This window comes from Thiomicrorhabdus xiamenensis, from assembly GCF_013282625.1.
GTDB lineage: Bacteria > Pseudomonadota > Gammaproteobacteria > Thiomicrospirales > Thiomicrospiraceae > Thiomicrorhabdus > Thiomicrorhabdus xiamenensis.
Genome location: NZ_CP054020.1, coordinates 1,473,992 through 1,490,966 on the forward strand (window position 1 = coordinate 1,473,992; position 16,975 = coordinate 1,490,966).

Annotated in this window: 21 protein-coding genes; 4 read left to right on the top strand and 17 right to left on the bottom strand. The window is 46.7% G+C overall.

What is annotated here, in order from left to right:
• Positions 1 to 153: 153 nt before the first annotated feature.
• A complete protein-coding gene (locus HQN79_RS06820; protein ID WP_173285196.1) occupies positions 154 to 576 on the bottom strand; it encodes a CopD family protein in 423 nt (140 codons plus the stop codon).
• Positions 577 to 704: 128 nt separating this feature from the next.
• Here HQN79_RS06820 and HQN79_RS06825 point away from each other — a divergent pair, with 128 nt between their 5' ends.
• Positions 705 to 1,184, top strand: a complete 480-nt coding sequence (locus HQN79_RS06825; protein WP_173285197.1) for an FKBP-type peptidyl-prolyl cis-trans isomerase — start codon at positions 705 to 707, stop codon at positions 1,182 to 1,184.
• A 123-nt stretch (positions 1,185 to 1,307) separates the two neighbouring features.
• Here HQN79_RS06825 and HQN79_RS06830 read toward each other — a convergent pair whose 3' ends face one another.
• The 6 genes from HQN79_RS06830 to HQN79_RS06855 form a co-directional block, all read right to left on the bottom strand.
• The gene (locus HQN79_RS06830) at positions 1,308 to 2,072 is read right to left on the bottom strand and encodes an elongation factor-1 alpha (RefSeq protein ID WP_173285198.1); all 765 of its coding nucleotides are present in this window, start codon (positions 2,070 to 2,072) and stop codon (positions 1,308 to 1,310) included.
• 209 nt (positions 2,073 to 2,281) lie between these two features.
• Positions 2,282 to 2,722: a YcgN family cysteine cluster protein gene (locus HQN79_RS06835; RefSeq protein WP_173285199.1), complete on the bottom strand. Its 441-nt coding sequence runs from the start codon at positions 2,720 to 2,722 to the stop codon at positions 2,282 to 2,284.
• A 13-nt stretch (positions 2,723 to 2,735) separates the two neighbouring features.
• Positions 2,736 to 3,425 carry a TIGR01621 family pseudouridine synthase gene (locus HQN79_RS06840; RefSeq protein ID WP_173285200.1) on the bottom strand — a complete coding sequence of 230 codons (690 nt, stop codon included), beginning with the start codon at positions 3,423 to 3,425 and terminating at the stop codon, positions 2,736 to 2,738.
• Positions 3,426 to 3,625: 200 nt separating this feature from the next.
• Positions 3,626 to 5,980, bottom strand: coding sequence for a retention module-containing protein (locus HQN79_RS06845; RefSeq protein ID WP_173285201.1), 2,355 nt, complete (start codon positions 5,978 to 5,980; stop codon positions 3,626 to 3,628).
• Between the two features lie 540 nt (positions 5,981 to 6,520).
• On the bottom strand, positions 6,521 to 6,865 hold the full coding sequence (locus tag HQN79_RS06850; protein WP_173285202.1) for a DUF4156 domain-containing protein: 345 nt from the start codon (positions 6,863 to 6,865) through the stop codon (positions 6,521 to 6,523).
• 140 nt (positions 6,866 to 7,005) lie between these two features.
• Positions 7,006 to 7,899 (bottom strand): hypothetical protein, encoded by an 894-nt coding sequence (locus HQN79_RS06855; protein WP_173285203.1) that lies wholly within the window; start codon positions 7,897 to 7,899, stop codon positions 7,006 to 7,008.
• Between the two features lie 307 nt (positions 7,900 to 8,206).
• On the opposite strand from HQN79_RS06855, the gene HQN79_RS06860 reads away from it, so the two are divergent.
• Positions 8,207 to 8,584, top strand: a complete 378-nt coding sequence (locus HQN79_RS06860; protein WP_173285204.1) for a SirB2 family protein — start codon at positions 8,207 to 8,209, stop codon at positions 8,582 to 8,584.
• Here the strand turns inward: HQN79_RS06860 and HQN79_RS06865 are convergent.
• The 6 genes from HQN79_RS06865 to HQN79_RS06890 all read right to left on the bottom strand — a co-directional run bounded on the left by HQN79_RS06865 (position 8,571) and on the right by HQN79_RS06890 (position 12,200).
• Positions 8,571 to 9,317 carry a DNA alkylation repair protein gene (locus HQN79_RS06865; RefSeq protein WP_173287006.1) on the bottom strand — a complete coding sequence of 249 codons (747 nt, stop codon included), beginning with the start codon at positions 9,315 to 9,317 and terminating at the stop codon, positions 8,571 to 8,573. The two genes, HQN79_RS06860 and HQN79_RS06865, sit on opposite strands and share 14 nt — an antisense overlap.
• Before the next feature lie 83 nt (positions 9,318 to 9,400).
• Positions 9,401 to 9,877: a hypothetical protein gene (locus tag HQN79_RS06870; RefSeq protein WP_173285205.1), complete on the bottom strand. Its 477-nt coding sequence runs from the start codon at positions 9,875 to 9,877 to the stop codon at positions 9,401 to 9,403.
• A gap of 162 nt (positions 9,878 to 10,039) precedes the next feature.
• On the bottom strand, positions 10,040 to 10,717 hold the full coding sequence (locus HQN79_RS06875) for a DUF4386 domain-containing protein (RefSeq protein ID WP_173285206.1): 678 nt from the start codon (positions 10,715 to 10,717) through the stop codon (positions 10,040 to 10,042).
• A 119-nt stretch (positions 10,718 to 10,836) separates the two neighbouring features.
• On the bottom strand, positions 10,837 to 11,241 hold the full coding sequence (locus HQN79_RS06880) for a hypothetical protein (RefSeq protein ID WP_173285207.1): 405 nt from the start codon (positions 11,239 to 11,241) through the stop codon (positions 10,837 to 10,839).
• 32 nt (positions 11,242 to 11,273) lie between these two features.
• Complete coding sequence (locus HQN79_RS06885) at positions 11,274 to 11,966, bottom strand: DUF6962 family protein (RefSeq protein WP_173285208.1); 693 nt, start codon at positions 11,964 to 11,966, stop codon at positions 11,274 to 11,276.
• A 21-nt stretch (positions 11,967 to 11,987) separates the two neighbouring features.
• On the bottom strand, positions 11,988 to 12,200 hold the full coding sequence (locus HQN79_RS06890; RefSeq protein ID WP_173285209.1) for a hypothetical protein: 213 nt from the start codon (positions 12,198 to 12,200) through the stop codon (positions 11,988 to 11,990).
• 156 nt (positions 12,201 to 12,356) lie between these two features.
• Here HQN79_RS06890 and HQN79_RS06895 point away from each other — a divergent pair, with 156 nt between their 5' ends.
• Positions 12,357 to 12,977: a BamJ family beta-barrel-assembly machinery protein gene (locus HQN79_RS06895; RefSeq protein WP_173285210.1), complete on the top strand. Its 621-nt coding sequence runs from the start codon at positions 12,357 to 12,359 to the stop codon at positions 12,975 to 12,977.
• A gap of 150 nt (positions 12,978 to 13,127) precedes the next feature.
• Positions 13,128 to 13,733 (top strand): flavin reductase family protein, encoded by a 606-nt coding sequence (locus HQN79_RS06900; protein ID WP_173285211.1) that lies wholly within the window; start codon positions 13,128 to 13,130, stop codon positions 13,731 to 13,733.
• Positions 13,734 to 13,787: 54 nt separating this feature from the next.
• On the opposite strand, the gene HQN79_RS06905 is transcribed toward HQN79_RS06900, so the two are convergent.
• The 4 genes from HQN79_RS06905 to HQN79_RS06920 all read right to left on the bottom strand — a co-directional run bounded on the left by HQN79_RS06905 (position 13,788) and on the right by HQN79_RS06920 (position 16,874).
• Positions 13,788 to 14,231 (bottom strand): YaiI/YqxD family protein, encoded by a 444-nt coding sequence (locus tag HQN79_RS06905; RefSeq protein WP_173285212.1) that lies wholly within the window; start codon positions 14,229 to 14,231, stop codon positions 13,788 to 13,790.
• Positions 14,228 to 15,385: a PQQ-dependent sugar dehydrogenase gene (locus HQN79_RS06910; RefSeq protein ID WP_238843328.1), complete on the bottom strand. Its 1,158-nt coding sequence runs from the start codon at positions 15,383 to 15,385 to the stop codon at positions 14,228 to 14,230. Before HQN79_RS06910 ends, HQN79_RS06905 begins: the two co-directional genes overlap by 4 nt.
• 143 nt (positions 15,386 to 15,528) lie before the next feature.
• On the bottom strand, positions 15,529 to 16,182 hold the full coding sequence (gene hxpB, locus HQN79_RS06915; RefSeq protein WP_173285213.1) for a hexitol phosphatase HxpB: 654 nt from the start codon (positions 16,180 to 16,182) through the stop codon (positions 15,529 to 15,531).
• A 5-nt stretch (positions 16,183 to 16,187) separates the two neighbouring features.
• Positions 16,188 to 16,874: a dUTP diphosphatase gene (locus HQN79_RS06920; RefSeq protein ID WP_202984486.1), complete on the bottom strand. Its 687-nt coding sequence runs from the start codon at positions 16,872 to 16,874 to the stop codon at positions 16,188 to 16,190.
• Between the last annotated feature and the right edge of the window lie 101 nt (positions 16,875 to 16,975).

A 16,975-nucleotide genomic window follows, 5' to 3' on the forward strand; every position in this document is an offset into this window, starting at 1 on the left:
CGCCCCTTGTTCGGGGGCTTTTTACGGACCTGACTTAAACGGATTTACACTCTCCTAAAAGCCTTAAATCGTTTAAGTCACTCCTAATTTTAAGCCGGGTCTGTTTCTGCACCCCGGCTTTTCTTTTATCTGCTGGTAGCTAGCAGGCGTAAATTAAAACGGTTTTACGACCACCAAAATCAGAATCGCAATCGCCAGCAGCAACGGAATTTCATTTGCCCAACGGTAATAGACTCCGCTGTGATCCAGATGCCCTTCCTGCATTTCCAGCATACGGCGCTTGGTCCACATGTGATAGACCAGCAGCAACACTACTACGACAATCTTGGCATGAAGCCACCCCATCCCCTGCGCCAGCGGAAAATAGGCAAACCAAAGCCAAAGCCCGGTACCAATGGCCAGCATCATCATAATGGTCATAAATTTATAGAGTTTTTCCGCCATAATTGCCAGACGCGTAACATCCTGTCCCGCTTCCTTGCCTTCGACAAAATGCACGAAAATTCTCGGCAGATAAAAAATCCCCGCCATCCACGACATCATAAACAGAATATGAAAAGTTTTAAGCCATAACATCCTGTTATCTCCTTAGTTATTTATCGAGTAGTGTTTGGAAAATGTTTGCAGAAATGTGCTTTTAAACATTCGAATCTGTATGATAACGGTTTTAGAACTTTTTAAAGCGACAAAACTTGGAACACCTTATGAATATTACAAAAGATATCGTTGGCCTATTCGAATACACCCTAAGCAATGATTCAGGAGAAACCCTGGATGCATCGAACGGCAATCCTCTGGCTTATCTGCACGGCCACGGTAATATTATCCCTGGTCTGGAAAAGCAGATGGAAGGGAAAAAAGTCGGTGATAAATTCACCGCTCAGGTTCCAGCCGCCGAAGGTTACGGAGAGCGAGTCGAGCAACTGGTACAAACCGTACCGAGCGCTATGTTCCAAGGCGTTGAACAGATCGAAGTCGGCATGCGTTTCGAAGCACAGTCCGAGCATGGCGTTCACTCTGTGGAAGTCACCAAAATCGAAGGCGAAAACGTGACTGTAGACGGAAACCACCCGTTGGCTGGCGTAGACCTAACTTTCGAGATCGAAATCACCGGCGTACGTGCTGCGACGGACGAAGAAATCGAACACGGACATGCGCACGGTGAAGGTGGACACCACCACTAATTCCGCAACGTTTCCGCGTTCAATAAAAAAGCCGCCCAGGTTAAATAAACCGGCGGCTTTTTTTTGTCTGCAGTGATTTTTATTCTTGCTGTCCTGCAAGCCCGGCCTATTGCCCGTCTCGTCTCACGCGTCTTTCCAGGTATTCTGCTCACTTTGCTGCCCGCGCCACGGCATAATCCACATCTGATACAGTGACGAGAAAATCATTACCGTCGATGCAAGAGAATAGCCAAAACCGCCGATAATGACAAAGTAAGCGAAGTTCGGATTGATTTTCGTCAGCCACCAGGAGGCGATATCAACAATCAAAAAAGCAAACGGCGTAAAAATCAATAACGCTTTAAGCCAACGGTTAAAGCCGACCGACATCGAAAAAATCAGCCCGATAAAGAAAAAGATGAACGCGATACCGAAAAGGTGAATATGCGAAACCCGAGTCAAAGCGCTGACTGAAGCGCCTTCATCGACTTTGGCGATCTCTTTCATTGTCTTGAACTGGGTAACGTTCGGAAGCGCATCGATATGGGCATGACACACCGCACATTTACTATCCACAATTGGCTTGATGGTGCTTTTCCACTCTTCTTCGGAAGCGCCGGTACGCGCCCATTTAATCAGAGTCAGGTTTTCTTCCGGCGTAGCCTTGTCTTTCATGGACCCATTCAGTTTTGATTCCAGCTTGGAACCTTCACGGTTTCCGTAATAGCTGTAAACAATATCATCCACCGATAAACCGAATTTTCCATCAGCCATACCGTGCGTCAGCATGATCTGGGCACCGGCCATAAGAAGGCCGAGACCGACAACCAGAAGATAGCCCGTAAAAAGTGCCTTGACCGGCAAGGAGACGCTGAGCAGATTAAGCCACGTCGTTTTTTCTTGTTGCATTTTTTATCCTTATATTTATGTATAAACCTATTAGAATTCTTTAAATAAAGAATATTCTTATATTCACGGCTAAAGGATAAAATCACCAATTCAAAATAATCATACTGAAATCAATTATTTTTATCAGTGCCTAGCTATTTATTTATTAAATAGGCATAGAAACACGGATTAAAAGCTTAAACTCTTGTACTTAAGCGTCATAAGCGCTTCTAAAGATGATCGATCAGATAATCTTCATAATCCAGGTCACCACTATCGACCACCACCGGAATCGCCAGTAATCCGACGCCGGCTTCGGCCACAGTCTCTCTTTTCCCCGAAACAAGCGGATGCCATTCCGGCAGAGGTTGCCCGCGATATAGAATCCGATAAGCACAGGTATCCGGCAACCAATCAAATTCCGCCACCCGCTCACGGGTCAATTGGACGCAGGTCGGGACATTGGTCGAACGGTTAGCGTAGTCGGTGCACTGTGCCGTCTTGGGATCAGAGTAAGGACAAACCACGCGGGTATAAACGATTTCATCCGTCTCTTCATCCTGCAGCTTGGTAAGGCAACACAGTCCGCAACCGTCGCATACTGCTTCCCACTCTTCGTTGCTCATTTCATCCAGCGTCTTTGTTTCCCAGAACTTCTCTTTCAGAGCCATTTTTCATATCCCATTATGATTTGAAAAGCAGCCACGGTGACTGCCATTCATCCAGTTTAGTTTGCACTGCAGGCAGATTGAACCATTCGCCCTGCTGCGGTTTGCAAAGCAGACGTATCGTCTCGCCATGCCAATTAAAATCCAATGCATAAGCATGCAAATAGCCTCGATCATAGCGATCCGCATCCTGTAAATTCTGATAACGGTGATCGCCTATAACCGGACTACCGAGACTTTTCAAAGCCACTCGGATCTGATGCGTTTTTCCGGTATGCGGCTTGATTAAAAATAGACGTAGGCCCGCTTGAACCGATGTCGAAAGAAACTGCGTGACGGCCGGGTTGTTCATTGTTTTGGCAAGCATGAAACTGCCTCGTCTGGCCGGCAGCATATCGCCTTTTATCCAGCCCTGTTTTTTCTTGGGCTTTTTATCGGCCAATGCCAAATAAAACTTGGCAATTTTACGTTCGGCAAACATGACACTCAATTGCGCGGCCGCTTCGGCGTTTTTAGCCAGAATCAACAGACCGGAAGTCATTTTATCGAGCCGATGAACAGACCACAGCTTGCTATAACCGAATTGTTTTGCCGCCATATCCGCGACGCCACATTGGAAACCATTTTCACCGGCTTCGCCATGAAAATTAACACCGGGAGGCTTGTCCACGATAATAAAATCTGCATGATCGCGTAAAAGTTGCATTGAATGTTCTCAAATTTTTATTTGCGCCCATTTTAAAGCTTTTCCTGATCCCAAAACAAAAAAAGGCGCCGAACCGGTGGCGCCTTGAAGAGTGATAACATCCTTGTTACCGAAAGGTTTTTATCGTTGTCAGTAGCCCGACTAAGAGAAACCCTGAAAAGCCAATAAGAACTTATTCTGTGTTTCCCTGGGAAAAGTTTTTAAAACAACCCGCCGTTATCGTTTCCGTTATTGCCAAACAGATTGATATCCAAAAGAACAGTTTCAATCGCACCGGTAGTAGTTTCAACCAGATTTTCACCCTCTTGCGCAGCGGTAGAGGTCAATTCTTTCGTTCCATCTGCAAGAAGATTTTCCAGATCCGAGAAAAGCGTGTCTGCTGATTCGCTTTCAACAAGTTCCGCGCTGTCCAGAGACAGTGCGGTTGAATTGTCAAACAGTCCATCAAGCAAGCTGAACTCGGTTTCCACTCCGCCTGAGACTACTGAATCTAGAGAAATCAAATTCAAGCTGTCACCGTCAAGAATGCCTGAAACCAGTGAAGTCAGCGAGTTAACCGTATCATCGACAAATGAAGTATCCGTACCCAGTAACTGATCAACCAAGTCCGTCGCACCATCAACCACCTGGTCAACCGACCCGGCAGTACCTTCCTCAGGCGCTCCACCAAGCAGGCTATCAACCACTTCAGTCAATGTCTGCTCACCAGTCAACAAATCCTGAACATCTGTGGTTAGAGCGTTCAGACCATCGTCCAGATTTTCGGTATCGGTACCGATCAGCTGATCGACTAGGTCGGTAGCACCGTCAACTACACGATCTGCAGAACCAGCCGTTCCTTCTTCAGGCTCTCCACCCAGTAGGCTGTCAACCACTTCGGTCAATGTCTGATCACCGGTCAACAAATCCTGAACATCTGTGGTTAGAGCGTTCAGACCATCGTCCAGATTTTCGGTATCGGTACCGATCAGCTGATCGACAAGATCGGTAGCACCGTCAACTACACGATCTACAGAACCGGCCGTCCCTGCTTCAGGCTCTCCACCCAGTAGGCTGTCAACCACTTCGGTCAATGTCTGATCACCGGTCAGCAGTTCTTCAACATCGGTAGTCAGCGCGTTCAGGCCGTCGTCAAGATTTTCAGTATCGGTACCGATCAGCTGATCGACAAGGTCGGTAGCACCGTCAACTACACGATCTACAGAACCAGCCGTCCCTGCTTCAGGCTCTCCACCTAGCAGGCTGTCAACCACTTCGGTCAACGTCTGATCACCGGTCAACAGTTCTTGAACATCGGTAGTCAGTGCGTTCAGGCCGTCGTCCAGATTTTCGGTATCGGTACCGATCAGCTGATCGACAAGGTCGGTAGCACCGTCAACCACCTGGTCTACAGAACCGGCCGTCCCTGCTTCAGGCTCTCCACCCAGCAGGCTGTCAACCACTTCGGTCAACGTCTGATCACCGGTCAACAGTTCTTGAACATCGGTAGTTACAGAATTTAAACCATCATCCAGCGACCCGGTATTGGTACCCAGTAACCCGTCTGCCTGATCAGTAATAAGGTCGACAATCTGATCAACGGTACCAGCCGTTCCTTCTTCAGGCTCACCGCCCAACAGCGTTTCAAGAAGGCCACCTACGTTATCCAGAACGTTTCCAGCCGTATCACTCACGTCAGTCAATAGTTCATTCAGGTTTCCAAGAAGACCATCTACAGTGCCAACAACCTGATCGATAATTCCAGTCGCATCGTCGACAAGATCGGTAACCGTTTCAAGAACCTGATCAACAATATTGTTCAGACCGTCTACAAGATCATTAACGATTTCGGTTACAACATTTACCAGATCCTGAACCAGCTCGACAACAATATCGATCAGGTCTTCTAGCAGATCGATACCATTATCGATCAGATCTTCAATCTGTCCGATCAAGTCATCAAGCAGATCAAGTACATCGCCAATCACGCCGTCGACAATATTAATCAAATCATCAATCAGGTCCGTAATAATGTCTTCCAGACCTGTATCATCACCGTCCTGACCAGGAAGCTTAACAATTGAATCCAGAATGCCACCAACCTGGTCTGTCAAACCACCAATCAACTGAGTGATTGGTGCAGTGCTAAGAGCATTGATTGCGGAGGTATCAAAAGCGGTATCCACCTGCCCCTCAAGTCCTAAGCGATCAATCACCACAGCCGCCTGAAGAGAGCTTTCGTCATCACCCGCCGCCGTTGCTTCAACTTCGATTGGGCCATTGCTTTGGAAGATCGCCTGACGCAGAGCATCGATGGTCGTAATGGTTTCGGCTTGCAAAGGGCTATCCGCCATAGAGATCAGTTCGTCTGACAGATTAAGACTGCTTGCACGACCTAAAGACAAAGTCTCACCATTGGCGAGTTCAAGAGAGACGCTTCCGATAGGACCGGTCAAAAGCAATTCGCCCTGAAACACTTGATCACCTTCACTAAGAATTCTCTCTTCACCGGTAAGAGGATTTTTTACTTTAACTTCACCAATAACTGAACTGATTGTACCGATTACCTGCGCCATTTTGACTGCCTCCAAGCTGAGTAAATTTGTTTTACGGAGCCTATATTAAAAATTTTCTTTACCCCATATAATTGCCCGCACGGCCCAGTAACCTTTCCTTACTCTGTATATTATTATTACTGTAAAAAATACTTAATAATCTAAAATACCTACATACAGATATATATATCTCACATAAAGCATACTTAACAATCTTTAAAAGGTTTTTCCAGGTCAGTTTTTTTTACCAGTTAAAATTTAAAAAAAGTAAAAAAAATTTAAATTATTTCAAAAACACAGTGAATTTCTTTTACACAATCACGCAATACAGCTAATTGAATCCTTTTTTGATAAAAAAGAGTCCGCTTAACCGTCCGGGATACTGCCGACGTTTTAGAAGAGGGATTTTGAGTGCCGCAATTTCAACACCGTGCTTTTACAAACAAACAAACAACAACGAGTTTCTTGTAACGCACGATCGGTGTAAAGCACCAGTTGACGGGGTATTAATTAAGTAAGTGCGCCTGCCGAACAGCAGGCGGTATTAGGAATGTATTTGTATCATTTACACAGATAAATGTTAAAACGCATATGGCCGTCTTCAGCCGGTTCAACTGCAACGATACGGTTACCGCCCATTCTGACGGCCTCATTTTTCGCCAATGCGATCGAATTTTCGGTCACGGATTCGGAACTGCGTTCGATAAATCCAACTTTGGACAATACAGAGGTATTGACCGCACCAATTTTTTGGCAGGAAATAATATCCTGAACCGTCACCAACTCAACCTGATCCGCACCCTGTATCGGCTTTATCCAGGTACAACCACTGGTGACAAAGGACAGAAAAACTGTCACAAGGAAAGGTTTAAAAAATTGCCATCGTCCTCCGACATCGCTTCTCATTTGAGTATCCTCTTTTCCATCACACCTTAAACAACCGTTCACCGAGTGAACCGTAAACCACCATACAATAAACAACAGCGAGAAACAAAAAGCCAATACGTAGCGAGTGCCACAGTTGCCCAAAAGGGCAATTATTCTGTTTATTTATATTTAATCAGGTCTACTTTCTGCTGCTTTTTGACATTTTTATCAATGACCCATTTAGAGTACAGCGCCAGAGAGAAGATGATCAGCGCAACACCAATAATCAAATACAGTGCATTGAGCAACTGCGATGTATCATTCAGCGCGATCTTAAATACAACCATCAGCGCCTCAATCGACAATGCAATAATGATTGCCGTCATAAACTTGCTCAGTAGCTTGGCATCATCCTGTTTGTCCGCATAGGCTTTAAAAAAGACCTCTCTCTCCATGAGCGTCTTCGCCAAATCAAATATCGCTAACCCCATGGTTAAAGCAATAATCGGTTTAAACACCGCTTCAAGGGTGTAGTCTGTCGGATCGAGCAATTGCTTGACATAGTCGAAAAACGCATAACCGATCGACATTAGCGAGAAAAACATCAAAGAGGCCCCAACCAGAAAATAAAATGCCAGAGTCACTCGGTTAAATACCTCATGCCGCTCAAGAAGCCCAAATCGGGTCAGCAGCGTCAAGAGATTAAAATCAAGAAATACGTAGTGCCCTTCAATCTTGAACATCAAGGTGATGCAGGATTCACTGGTAGCGGAACTGATATAAGGGTCGCTGATTGAAATATCCGCTCCCATGGGATGAACTCGATCGACAAGATAGCGGCGATCACGACCGTTTGCCGAAGTAATCTCTTTACGCCGAGTCAGATTCGGCGTGACCTGAATAAAATCCTCATCGGTAACATAGATCAATTCAAGGCTGGGAAGAATGTTGTAGAGACTTTTCAGGCCCGGAAGGTCGGATTTAAAATGATCCGCGTTGTGATTGATCGTTTCAATCAAAAACTTTTCGATCTGCTCCTTATGCATATCGTAAATATGAATAGCCTCTTGCATTGTCGCCCCCTCTTATCATTTAAAGCGCACTATTTTATAAGCCATTACAAGCAATAGTAAATCCATATTGATTTTGCTCTTAATTAGCAATTACTTATAAAAACCGATAAAAAAACCGGTCTCGTGTAACACCTATTTTTCGTTTTTTACGCTCAAATCGAAACGTAAAACGCACTAAAACCATGCGCAACGCCTTAGGGAATGAGACATAAACAAAGAGAAAGTCTAGAAGAAGCACGCAAAAGCCAAAAGACGCTAAAATAAGGCTCTGAAAATCAATCATAGCAAACAGCAGGAGTCTCAGTTTATGGCATTAGCCTTACTCGTCCATCAGATCAGCGTATTTTTGAGCATTATCGGATTTTTTGCCCGAGGATTGGGACACATCTTTGAAATGTCCTGGATCAATAACAAAGCCGCTAAAGTTTTACCGCACATAATCGATACAGCGCTATTAGTCAGTGCACTCACCTTATTGGCTTTAGGGCCATGGGCTCTGTCTGAACACTGGATTCAGGTTAAAATCGCAGGATTGGTACTCTATATTTTACTGGGGCTGATGGCTTTCCGTTTTGCCACAACACGCCTGCAGAAAGCCATCTACTGGATGCTTGCACTGGCCGTTATTTTCTATCTGGTCGCGGTCTCAAAAACCCACTCGGTATTACCGTTCATGGCACTGTAGACTCTCTTATAGAGTCTCTATTGCCAATCTTTCCCTTTAAATACGCCAGGCGTGTTTCTTCGGGAAATTTTTCTATTGCATAACGCAACATGGTTCGCGGCATTTTTCGATAATGCCGCGCCAGAAATGCCTGTTCGACGGCAAGATCCCGCTTACCGATTTCTCTGAGCATCCAGCCGACCGCTTTATGGATAAGATCATGAGCGTCATCCAGCAACTGCTCGGATAATGCCAGTGCCTCATCAAAGGTCCCCTGTCTGATAAAGTAAAAACAGGCAACAATGGCAATGCGTCTTTCCCACAGGGATTCCGACTGCGCCAGTCGATTAAGAACATCGATAGCACTGTGACGATGGTATAAGTATGCACCGACAATTTGCGGAGCCGACGAATCGACCAGATCCCAGCTATTGATACTGGAAGTATGGCTTAGATAAATCCGGAAAACCTGCTCCTGTATTTTCTCATCGCCACGTTGAAAGCGATCGACTAACAGCAACAGAGCAAACAGCCGAACCTCATGCCAATGGGAAGACAAGAGTTTTTCCGCATCTTGCAGCGCAAGGGTCCGGTAATCCGGTAGGCGTTTTCTTAGAACCGGCACACGGATACCTAGAAAACGATCGCCATAACCGTAGTCACCATGGCCGGTTTTAAAAAAACTTTGCGTTCTGGCGGCAATTTCAGGATCGCCCAGAGCTTTAAGTGTCTCGATAATCCGCTGATGGTCCATCTGCCGCACAACTTGATATCCTTAAAAAACATTATCGTATTTCAAGAGCAGCCGAATTGAAACACAAACTGGCACTGTGCTATTCAACAGGACAGAATGTCCTCGAGTTCACGATCACTGCGGTCTTTGGCAAAATTAAAATCCCAGTCCCGACGCGCCGCATTCATAATGACACTGATCACAAAGCGAATCACAATATATTCCGCCGCCTCCGGTAAATAGACGAGATTGATTTCCTTGTTGGCCAGCTTTGATATCCGCGTAATCAGATGTTTTGCTTCGCTGTCGGAAATGCCATGGTCGATCGAGCGCACCAGATCGTAAATTTCATTCGGCAAATAATTGTATAGAAAATGGTCGATTTTCAACACCATCTTAATCAGAACCTTGCGCTCCCCCATCTCTTTCAACAAAGGAACGTCAATTCGCTGATTCAGCCGGTCAGCCAGGTCCTTTACTTCCTGATCCGTCATCTGCCGTCTTTGTTCTGTTGGCGCGAAATAATCGTCCAATACTGAACGGAATTCCTCTTTGGTCATCTCTTGGATAATTTCGGACATCGTTTTTTCCTCCTGCCAAATAGTTAGCTGACTGCCGTACAACCCAAACATTAATGCACTGCATACAAAGCATTTTAAATAGTAATTTTAATAGACTAGCAAACCTTAACAGGTAAAAAAAGTATTCAGATCAATTCAGATAAAAGGATTTAAATGTCACGATTATGCCCTGACGACAGGTCCTTTAATCAGCAACCAGAGAGCGAAAACGAGTTCGGCAATCAAGGGTATCAGGTAAAGCGGCAGCAACACAGCGTGCACTTCAGGAAACAGAAAACGACTGAAACTGCCGAGTAAATAGACCACCGCGGCGGCAAGAAGAGCGTATCCCAGAAAAGACGGAAAATCGTCGGATTTGATCAGCAGATAACCGAGAAGGAAATTACTGAATGCAAAAAAAAGCAGACCCAGATCGTAACCATAGCCATGCAGTTCACTGAAAAATAACGCTATCGCCTGAATTTCGGAGTTGTTAAAAGCATTCAATCCAGGGGTCTGCAGAACCATTAAGACCGCAAAATAAAATAACAGGTTCAATCCCAGAATCGATGCCTGCATCAACCTGAAAACCATTGCCATCAATGAAACCAAAGCATCGACCGGTTTAAGAAGGATATAAAGCAGCACCGCCAAGGCGACATCGGAAAACAGCATCAATGAATCGGCAAAAAAACCGTAGCGGAACAGGCCTTGCTGCTCAAGAATATTCTCAGCCGTCAGCGCAGCTTCGCCATTGACGATCAGAGCTGAACGAACCATAAGCTCACTGGAAATACCGAAAAAGATAATCAACAAATACAATAAACCGGCCAGTCTGGCGTGAAATGCATGCGGCATCATCAGTCTCACCCTCCGAAATCACAATCAAAATCCAATTTAACATCAATAACTTAGTTTAAGAACTTTCCATACACACAGCACATTCTTCAGAAACAAAGATGTAACAGAAGAAAACTAGGTCACTGCGGAACACTCGGAGCACGTCGTGCAACGACCAGAATAAAAAATAGAACAATGGCATCCGCTACAAGATGCGGCCCGATATTCATATACCAGGGCCCAACTTCCAGCCGCTGAAGGGTTGCATAAAAAACCACATCCGTAAGCCCTGCAGGAATCTGATAGGCTGGATCCTGCATAGCCGTCAGAATCAAAGACAAACTGGAAACCGTTTTATAAAGGCCGACCAGATTGAAAGCGTTAAATATCATAACGCCGCTGGCAACGCCAAGGCACTTCTGTAGACTCCAGGAACGGCTTCTGGAAAAAACCCAGCCGATTACCCCGGCGGACCAGGCCACATAAAATTGCCAGAACGTTAAAATTTGATCGTTCAGGCGAAAAGCGATTTCCAAATCACTCATTGACCATAACCTCTACAAACACTGCAAATTTATCAGCTGTTACTTTCGGAAGCGCTTTTCGCACGCTTCACAGATTTCTTTGACAGATTCCGATCAGCATCGGTAATCCCCTTGATTAACAGCAAGACCCCGGGAATCTGAATCAAATGGTAAATACCGTTATGATCGAAACGCCACAGGAAGTTGAACGCCAGAAAATCCTGTGTCTGAACAGCGGCCGCCAGCAATGACAGAACGATGCCAGCCGTCATAAAGAAAGCGCCTGCTCGTCCTTGCCAGCTTAACCAGAGATAGACACACAGGGCAAACAGCATACCCACCACTTCAAAAGCGATAAAAAAACGGAAATTGTCTTGGAAAACCGTTGCCGCAAAAGCCAATAAAGCAATAATTAAAACCGCCGGCATCAGTTTACGCGCGACCCGATAGCCCCAAAAATCAAAAGCTGCAGCCAGAATCACCAAAGCAACCAGAAGATCCAGACATAAATACAGTGGATGCCAGATCAGCTTTAATATCGCCGGATCGAATACCAGACCGTGAGCGAGCGTTCCCAGGGCTGCCGCTGCGGCAAGAAGAAAGAAAACCCCTCGCCACACCAGAAGCTTCCACGGGTGCAGATGGCGTAAACGGTTCATCGAGAAGCCGGCAATCAGGGCAACGAGTGCAAGAAGCGCGTTCGTCGCCGCCGTGGTCTGTTCGGTCGGGATGGCAATTAACTCCATCGTAGAATCAACTCAAACCACTCAGTGGAGATTTAATCCGAGCGCTCCGACCACTCCGCCGAAAACCGCACCGATCAAGGCAAAAACCAACCAGACAATCAGCAACGCGGGAATCGCTGCGAAACTCAATTTCACCAAAAACCAAACCATTGACCAGAATGGCATTTTGATATCCGTAATGACGACTTGTGACTCACCTGTTGTGGCAGACTGTTCTGTATTCGTACTCTGCATTTCACATCCTCTCTAAAATAATTGCTTACGGCATTATTAAAATACATATCAGCATTAAACCACTGAAAAAATACCTCGAAAAGTCATAATAATCGGTCATGCACGATTGTGTGCTATGATTTGCAGCTTTATTGAGATCAAATAAGGATGACGTAAATGTCTGAAAAATACACGACTTCACCGGATATTGTCAGCTATGGTCTTGGACGTCAAATGGGCGACCAACTGGCTGGCGATCCTTTTGACGGCATGAACCCTCAAGCTGTCGCCGAAGGTCTTTTGGATGCCCTAGAGCGTAAGCCGAGTCCGATCGACAACGACGGTTTTGCCAAAGCATTTCAGGAAATCAACGAAATGATGCAGGCTAAACAGGCCAGTCTGGCGAAACAAGCCATGGCGGCAGGCGAAGCGTTCCTTGAAGAAAATGCCCAGAAAGACGGTATTATCGTGACCGAGTCGGGTCTGCAATATGAAATTCTAGTTGAAGGAGACGGAGAAAAGCCATCAGCAGAATCTGTTGTGTCCACTCACTACCACGGTACTCTGATCGATGGAACGGTTTTTGACAGTTCGGTGGAACGCGGTCAACCGGCGCAATTCCCCGTCAACCGTGTTATCGCAGGTTGGACTGAAGCGCTTCAAAAAATGCCGACAGGTTCCAAATGGCGTCTTTATATCCCGCACGACCTGGCCTATGGGCCACAAGGTTCCGGCGGTAAAATCCCACCTTATTCGGCATTGATTTTTGATGTGGAATTGTTGGAAATCGTCTCCTAACAGACCTTATCCAAACTTTCGATCAAAGCGGGATACTTTTCCCGCTTTTTTGTTTTCAGGTAAACCAGAGACAAGTGTTTCAAGTCTAAATTCATAACAGCACGACTCTGAAACCCGATACGGCACAATATAAACATGGAGGTTAAGCAAATGCACTTGGATTTTTCCCAACTCACGCCTACAGAACGCTACCACGCGATGACTCAGGCAATTATTCCCCGTCCGATTGCCTGGGTGCTGACTCAAAACGGCGATCGCGAGAGCTATAATCTAGCCCCCTATTCTTTCTTTACCGCAATCTGCAGTAATCCGCCGCTGGTACTTTTCTCTGCCGGTAAGAAAACCGACGATGAAGAAAAAGGTCAGCCTAAAGACACTGCCCGTAATATTCTCGAAAACAACGAATTTGTGATTCACATCCCGACCAGCCAGCAAGCCGATGCGGTACATCAATCCGCAGCCATCACGCGTCACGGCGAATCCGAAGTTGAAACGCTCGGTCTGTCAACCACGCCGTTTTCCGGTTCGCAACTTCCACGGCTTGCCGAGTGTCCTATTGCACTGTACTGCAAACTCCACCGGGTCGATGAAATTGGCAAGGCACCGCAGGCGGTCATTTACGGTGAAGTTATCGCAATGCATATTGACGACAAGATACTGGATGCACAACAACGTATCGATCCTCTGGAATTAGACCCACTGTCACGTTTGGGTGGCGACTATGCCGGGTTAGGCAACCTAATAAAAGCGGGTTAAGAGAGAAAAGTGCCTGGATAAAACGTCGTCAAACTGCATTCTTCGACACAATATCTACTTGACCAGCCAGCGATCCAACTGATTGGCAAAAGCCTGACGGTCCTGCTGATTTAAAGCGGCCGGGCCTCCGGTCTGAATACCGCTGGAACGCAACGACTCCATAAAATCACGCATATTAAGACGCGCGCGGATATTGCTTTCGGTATAAAGTTCTCCGCGCGGATTCAGAGCCAAAGCGCCTTTGGCAATCACTTCCGATGCCAGCGGGATATCCGCGGTCACCACCAGATCCTGAGCTTCACAATGCTGAACGATCCAATTATCGGCAACATCAAATCCACTGGGAACCTGACGCAGATGAATGTACTTGGAACTGGGTACACGCATAAAGTGGTTAGCCACAAGTGTCACCGACGTGTGCGTTCTTTGCGCTGCCTTGAAAAGAATCTCTTTAATCACCACCGGACACGCATCGGCATCGACCCAAATCTGCTTCATTTATTCTCTCTTTTATTATTGGTTAAGCGATAAATCGTCCCTGAATCGGTACCGATATAAATCCGCCCGCTACCATCAAGCGCCAGGCTGCGAATGCGCTGATTCAACTCTTGCAGATAGCGATTCTCGTGCAGTGGACTGCCGTGACTGTCGAGAACGATATGATTGAGATGTCTTAATTTTAACGCCCCGGTTAACAGATCGCCGTTCCATTGCGGAAATTCCAATCCCGAATAAACGATCAAGTCACTTGGCGCAATCGACGGAATATACACTTTCAGCGGTTCCTGCATACCGGCTTTATACTTGACGCCGACATCAATATCCGCGAAGTACTCTTTTCCCTGTGAAACTTCCGGCCAGCCATAGTTGCGACCTTTTTCAATCAGGTTGATTTCATCTCCACCACGAGGCCCGTGCTCAATTTCCCAAAGCCTGTCGCTGTTACGGTCGTAATACAGTCCTTGCGGATTGCGATGTCCATAGCTCCAGATTTCATTCAACGCCCCCCGGCGAGTGACAAACGGGTTATCTTCCGGAGTCGAGCCGTCCATTCTAAGACGCAGAATGGATCCCATATGATTACTCAGATCCTGAGCCGGAGATCGCATACCGCGGTCGCCGATGGAAAAGAACAGATGTCCTTTCCCGTCAAAAGCGATTCGACTCCCGAAATGAATATTTCGTAAACTGGCCGAGTCGCTGACCAGTAAATCCTGCCAATCAGTCAAAGAGTAGCTTTCAAGCCGGGCTCTGGCCAGAGTCGTTTTAGCCTGTAACAGCCCCGGCTTGCTGTAGGTAAAGTAAATCCAGTCGCCTGGTACATAGTCCGGCGGCACGGCAACATCCAGCAGTCCCCCCTGGCTCTGCGCATGCACCTCAGGCACCCCGGATAACCAGCTTACCTTCCCCGTATTGAGGTCAAGCAATCCCGCTTTCCCGGAGCGCACGGTAAAGATAAAGGTCTCTTGATCGATGGCTTCCATCGCCCAGACAACCCCGAGATTTTCGACCATTGTTTTAATTGCAAAAGGGGATTCCTCTGTCCGACTATCCGCCTGTACTGCAAGAGAAAACATCAGTCCGCATAAAATCAGAGAACGCATAATGAACATAACAACCTCACCTGTCAGCGATGGAAAGCGTCTTGTCATTCTACGCCGAAAGTCCGTGCAAACAAAAAGACGCCGTCTGAGTGTACTCAAGCAAAAGAGATGACACTCTGGGCAGGAAATGCACAAACTAGGAAAACGAACTCCAGGTTTCGACCCATCAAAAACCGTACAAAAGCTTTTCGCTACTGCAAATGCTCCAGATTGAATTGATCCAGCGAGTGCAGAACCTTATCGGCCAATCCCTGCATAGGCCGATGATATCGAGGTTCGGATGGCACGCCGATCACTCTCATACCGGCCGCCTTGGCGGCCATCGCTCCAGTTGGCGAATCTTCCAGAGCCAAGGCATGTGAACCCGCGACTTGTAAAGTCTCGAGTGCCCGGTGATAGATATGCGGGTGCGGCTTACCGGCCGAAACCATTTCCGCTGACAAAACGCACTCAAAAACGTCCTGACAAGCCAATGATGAAACAACCGTGTGACAAAGTCGTAGCGGTGCGTTCGACGCCAGTCCGACTTTTGCACCGGCAGTCTGACAAACGTCCAAAGCGTCGAAAAAGCCCGGTTTAGCCTGACACTGCTTACGGAGCAACTCATTAACTTCCTCAACAACAGCGTTTTCCGCCTGTTGCTTAGACAAAACCGACCAAGGTGATTTCGCATACCAGTAATCGGTTACGGCACGCGTTGTCAGGCACGCGGTATGCTGCTGATCTTCGTCGGTCACCTCGCACCCCAAAGAAGTGAAAACCTGCTTTTCAGCCTGTTTCCAATAAGGTTCCGAATCCACAATCAGACCGTCCATATCGAAAATGACCGCTTTGATAGTGTGCATAAACCTTAATCCAATCTGCTGTAGGCAATCTTGAGAGACTGGTACAGCGTCTCACCCGAGAAGCTGGACATTTCTTCGATGATTTCGAACATCACCACATTGTCTTCTCTACCGTCCCACTGTTTACGATAGGTTCCCTCTTTATAACCGTGATCCTGACGAAACTGGTTGAGAACATTCTTGGCCATATAGATCTGATATAAGTGGGCAAAATCTAAACCGGCCGTGTGGCAAGAGCGGAAAAAACAGACCGACAGCGTTTCAAGATAAGCTTCAGAGACCGCCGAAGAGTCCAGTGCCACGGCCATCATCTGCTCATGGACGCGAACCTGTTCAATCACATCTTCGGGCACATCCGTCGGCTGGTCGCTTTGCAAAGCCTGTAAAATGCACGCTTGCGCCTGCGCCGAGTCGAAGTTCTCAAGTGCCAGACTCAGGAGAAAATGCCAGATATCAACCAACTCGATCCGGACGTTTTCGATATCAGTCACAGCATCGACACTCTTCCAGTGTTTCCATGGATAACTGTCGATCAACTCGGCGGTTTCCATCACGATACAGCGACGCCAGTCGATCGTTTTTCCCAATTGAGTCTTACCTGAACGCCAGTGATCCCCGTTGGTGGCATTATTCAGTTCGTTTTGCATCTGCAGCATTTCGCTCAAAGCGGCGCTAAAATCATCTTTTGTCATCGTTATTCAATCCATTAAATAGCAATGGTCAGACTTTAGCAGATCGCACGAATAATTAACAGGCAAACCCTTATCAGTAGCGGCAACTCGGGCGCGAATAG

Excerpts from the sequence above, each read along its gene's own strand:
- HQN79_RS06900 (WP_173285211.1), top strand. The coding sequence starts at position 13,128 with ATGCACTTGGATTTTTCCCAACTCACGCCTACAGAACGCTACCACGCG.
- HQN79_RS06920 (WP_202984486.1), bottom strand. The coding sequence starts at position 16,874 with ATGACAAAAGATGATTTTAGCGCCGCTTTGAGCGAAATGCTGCAGATG.
- HQN79_RS06895 (WP_173285210.1), top strand. The coding sequence starts at position 12,357 with ATGTCTGAAAAATACACGACTTCACCGGATATTGTCAGCTATGGTCTT.
- HQN79_RS06865 (WP_173287006.1), bottom strand. The coding sequence starts at position 9,317 with ATGGACCATCAGCGGATTATCGAGACACTTAAAGCTCTGGGCGATCCT.
- HQN79_RS06910 (WP_238843328.1), bottom strand. The coding sequence starts at position 15,385 with ATGACAAGACGCTTTCCATCGCTGACAGGTGAGGTTGTTATGTTCATT.
- HQN79_RS06875 (WP_173285206.1), bottom strand. The coding sequence starts at position 10,717 with ATGATGCCGCATGCATTTCACGCCAGACTGGCCGGTTTATTGTATTTG.
- HQN79_RS06845 (WP_173285201.1), bottom strand. The coding sequence starts at position 5,980 with ATGGCGCAGGTAATCGGTACAATCAGTTCAGTTATTGGTGAAGTTAAA.
- HQN79_RS06850 (WP_173285202.1), bottom strand. The coding sequence starts at position 6,865 with ATGAGAAGCGATGTCGGAGGACGATGGCAATTTTTTAAACCTTTCCTT.
- HQN79_RS06855 (WP_173285203.1), bottom strand. The coding sequence starts at position 7,899 with ATGCAAGAGGCTATTCATATTTACGATATGCATAAGGAGCAGATCGAA.
- hxpB (WP_173285213.1), bottom strand. The coding sequence starts at position 16,182 with ATGCACACTATCAAAGCGGTCATTTTCGATATGGACGGTCTGATTGTG.
- HQN79_RS06820 (WP_173285196.1), bottom strand. The coding sequence starts at position 576 with ATGTTATGGCTTAAAACTTTTCATATTCTGTTTATGATGTCGTGGATG.
- HQN79_RS06860 (WP_173285204.1), top strand. The coding sequence starts at position 8,207 with ATGGCATTAGCCTTACTCGTCCATCAGATCAGCGTATTTTTGAGCATT.
- HQN79_RS06835 (WP_173285199.1), bottom strand. The coding sequence starts at position 2,722 with ATGGCTCTGAAAGAGAAGTTCTGGGAAACAAAGACGCTGGATGAAATG.
- HQN79_RS06870 (WP_173285205.1), bottom strand. The coding sequence starts at position 9,877 with ATGTCCGAAATTATCCAAGAGATGACCAAAGAGGAATTCCGTTCAGTA.
- HQN79_RS06825 (WP_173285197.1), top strand. The coding sequence starts at position 705 with ATGAATATTACAAAAGATATCGTTGGCCTATTCGAATACACCCTAAGC.
- HQN79_RS06890 (WP_173285209.1), bottom strand. The coding sequence starts at position 12,200 with ATGCAGAGTACGAATACAGAACAGTCTGCCACAACAGGTGAGTCACAA.
- HQN79_RS06840 (WP_173285200.1), bottom strand. The coding sequence starts at position 3,425 with ATGCAACTTTTACGCGATCATGCAGATTTTATTATCGTGGACAAGCCT.
- HQN79_RS06885 (WP_173285208.1), bottom strand. The coding sequence starts at position 11,966 with ATGGAGTTAATTGCCATCCCGACCGAACAGACCACGGCGGCGACGAAC.
- HQN79_RS06880 (WP_173285207.1), bottom strand. The coding sequence starts at position 11,241 with ATGAGTGATTTGGAAATCGCTTTTCGCCTGAACGATCAAATTTTAACG.
- HQN79_RS06905 (WP_173285212.1), bottom strand. The coding sequence starts at position 14,231 with ATGAAGCAGATTTGGGTCGATGCCGATGCGTGTCCGGTGGTGATTAAA.
- HQN79_RS06830 (WP_173285198.1), bottom strand. The coding sequence starts at position 2,072 with ATGCAACAAGAAAAAACGACGTGGCTTAATCTGCTCAGCGTCTCCTTG.